General features: G+C 76.0%; 1 protein-coding gene. It reads right to left on the bottom strand.

The window, feature by feature from the left end; translation table 11 throughout:
- On the bottom strand, window positions 1-3,557 hold a 3,557-nt coding region (locus ACWEPF_RS39600; RefSeq protein WP_452176485.1), incomplete at its 3' end, for an SDR family NAD(P)-dependent oxidoreductase.
- Window positions 3,558-3,569 lie beyond the last annotated feature (12 nt).

Genomic DNA, 3,569 nt, shown 5'->3' with positions numbered 1-3,569 from the left:
GCCCACTGGCCCCAGGCCAGCGACTGGGCGGGCAGGCCGATCGAGCGGCGGTGGGCGGCGAGCGCGTCCAGGTAGGTGTTGGCGGCGGAGTAGCTCGCCTGCCCCGGGCCTCCGAGGACGGCGGCGACCGAGGAGTAGAGCACGAAGGCCGCGAGGTCGTGGCCCCTGGTCAGCTCGTGCAGGTGGCGGGCGCCGTCGGCCTTCGGGGCCCAGACGGTCCGCAGCCGCTCGGGGGTGAGGGCGGTGAGCAGGCCGTCGTCCACCGCACCGGCCGTGTGCACCACGGCGGTCAGCGGGTGCCGCTTCGGTATCGCGGCGATGGCGGCGGCGAGCTCCTCGCGGTCGCCCGCGTCGGCGGCGGTGATGGTCACCTCCGCGCCCAACTCCACGAGCTCGTCCTGGAGTTCCTCAGCGCCCGGCGCGCGGACCCCACTGCGGGACAGCAGCAGCAGGTGCTTCACGCCCCGCTCGGCCACCAGGTGACGGGCCAGCAGCCCGCCCAGCACACCGGTGCCACCGGTGATCAGCACCGTGCCCTCCGGGTCCCAGGGCCGGGCGGCGCCGACCTCGGGGGCGGTGGCACGGACCAGCCGGGGCACGTGCACCCGGCCCGCCCGCAGGGCGAGTTGGGGCTCCTCGGTGGCCAGGGCGGCCGAGATCAGGTGCTCCGAGTCGTGGTCAGTGTCCAGCAGGACGATCCGGCCGGGGTGCTCGGACTGCGCGGAGCGCAACAGCCCCCAGACCGGGGCGAGCACCGGGTCCGGCGCCTCCCCGATGGCCGGGACGGCGCCAGTGGTCACCACGGCCAGCCGGGTGCCCTCGTTCGCCTCGTCCGCCAGCCAGTCCTGAACGGCCGTCAGCGCCCCGGCGAGCACGCCCTCGTGGCCGGTGATCCGCAGCTCGCTCCAGCTGTCGGCAGCCGCCGGCTCGGAGGCCGCGATCTCCGGCCACTCCAGCCGGAACAGCGCGTCGCGGTCGGCGCCGCCGGCCGGGGCGAGCTGCTCGGCGGAGACCAGTCGGGCCCGCAGGGCCTCGACGGAGGCGACCGGGGCGCCGGTCTCGTCCGCGACGTCGACCGAGATGGCCTCCGGCTCGGTGTAGCGCAGGCGCACCCGCAGGGCGCTCGCGCCGACCGCGTGCAGCCGCACGCCGGTGTAGGCGAAGGGCAGGCGGCTGGTGCCGGGCGGGGTGTCGGTCAGGCCGTGGTGGGCGGTGACGTGCACGGCGGCGTCCAGCAGGGCCGGGTGGAGCCCGAACTCACCGGCGCTGTCCCGGACCTCCTCCGGCAGCGCGACCTCGGCGTAGAAGGTGTCGCCGTCCCGCCAGGCCGCCCGCAGGCCCCGGAAGGCCGGGCCGTAGGCGAGCCCGGCGGCAGCCAGCTCCTGGTACACCTCCTCGGTGGCCAGCGCGGTGGCACCCGCCGGGGGCCACGCGCGCAGCTCCTCTCCCGGGGCACCGGGCCCGGCCAGCAGCAGGCCCGAGGCGTGCCGGCTCCACTCCTCCGTCCCGGCCGGGCGGGAGTGCACGGTGACCTCGCGGGCCCCGGTCCCGTCCGCGCCGCCGACGGCGACCTGGACGTGCACCGCGCCCTGCTCGGCCAGGACCAGCGGGGCCTCGACCACCAGCTCGTCCAGGGTGCCGGCGCCCAGCTCGTCCCCGGCCCGGACCGCGAGCTCCAGCAGCGCGGTGCCGGGGACGATCACGGTGCCCTGGACGGCATGGTCGGCCAGCCAGGGGTGGGTGCGCAGCGAGAGGCTGCCGGTCAGCAGCACGCCCTCGCCGTCCGGGAGCCGGACGGTGGCGCCTAGCAGGGGGTGGGCGGCCTCGGCGAGGCCGAGCCCGGTCGCGTCGGCGCCGCGGTGGGCGGGCTCCAGCCAGTAGCGGCGGCGCTGGAAGGGGTAGGTGGGGAGGGTCAGCCCGGCCGGGCGGGAGGGGCGGCCGAGCAGGGCGGTCCAGTTCACCCGGTGGCCCTGGACGTGGATCCGGGCCAGCGTGGCGACGGCGGTCCGGGCCTCGTCGCGGTCGCGGCGCAGTGCGGCGGCCGTGACGGGTGCTTCGAGGGCGGCGCCGACCAGGCCGGTGAGCGTGCCATCGGGGCCGAGCTCGACGAAGGTGGTGACGCCCCCGGCCGCCAACTCCCGGACCACGTCGGCGAAGCGGACCGCCTCGCGGACCTGGCGGACCCAGTACTGCGGGTCGGTGAGCTCGGCGGCGGTGGCGATCCGGCCGGTCAGGTTGGAGACCACCGGGATCTGCGGGGCGTGGAAGGTCAGACCGGCGGCGATCCGCCCGAACTCGGCGAGCATGCCGTCCAGGTGGGCGGAGTGGAACGCGTGACTGACCCTCAACTGCTTGGTCCGGCGGTCGGCGAATCGCTGTCGCACCGTCTCGACCGCCTCGGCGTCACCGGAGACCACCACCGAACGCGGACCGTTCACCGCAGCGATCTCGGCACCGGGGACGAGAGCCTCGCGGACCTCCTCCTCGGTGGCCTCGATCGCCACCATCGCACCTCCGCCGGGCAGTTCCTGCATCAGCCGGGCCCGGGCCGCCACCAGTGCGGCGGCGTCGGCCAGCGAGAGCACGCCCGCCACGTGGGCGGCGGCCAGCTCGCCGATCGAGTGCCCGGTGACGTAGTCGGGCCGCACGCCCCAGGACTCGTAGAGCCGGTAGAGCGCGACCTCCACCGCGAACAGTGCCGGCTGGGTCCACCCCGTCTCGTCCAGGCCCTCACCGCTCTCGATCACCTCCGCCACCGACAGCCCGAGCGCGGCCTGGACGGCGTCGAAGGCCTCCGCGAAGACCGGGAAGGCGGCGTACAACTCCCGCCCCATACCCACCCGCTGGCTGCCCTGCCCGGAGAACAGGAACGCCAGACCACCCGGGCGCGCCGTCCCGCGCACCACCCCGGGGCCGTCCAGCGCGCGCAGCGCCTCGGCGCCGCCGCCGAGCACCACCGCCCGCTCCTCGAACACGGCCCGGTCGGCCACCAGGGCTCGGGCCAGCTCCAACGGCTCCTCGGTGGCCAGGAGTTCGGCCACCTGGGCAGCCCGGGCCGCCAGCGCCTCCGGCGAGCGGCCGGAGACCACGAAGGGCAGCGCCGCGGGGGTGTCGGCGAGCTCCACCTCGGCCTCGGGCTCCTCCGGAGCCTGCTCGATGATCACGTGCGCGTTGGTGCCGCTGGCACCGAAGGCCGAGACGCCGACCCGGCGCGGGCCCTCGACCTCCGGCCAGGCGCGCTGCTCGGTGAGCAGCTCGACCGCACCGGCGTCCCAGTCGACGTAGGGGGTTCGCTGCTCGGCGTGCAGGGTGCGCGGCAGCACGCCGTTGCGGATCGCCAGCACCGACTTGATCACGCCCGCCACACCCGCCGCCGCCTGGGTGTGGCCGATGTTGGACTTCAACGAGCCGAGCAGAAGCGGCTGTTCGCGGTCCTGACCGTAGGTGGCCAGGATCGCCTGGGCCTCGATCGGGCCCCGCGACGCCCAGATCTCCCCCACCACCGCGTAGTCGAAGGCCCGTACACCGTCCAGCACCAGGCAGCCCACCGTTCGCATGGCAGGAATCTA

It is taken from the genome of Kitasatospora sp. NPDC004289 (assembly GCF_053602875.1).
Note: the sequence above shows the minus strand (reverse complement) of the source record. Positions and strands in the feature narration are given on the sequence as shown.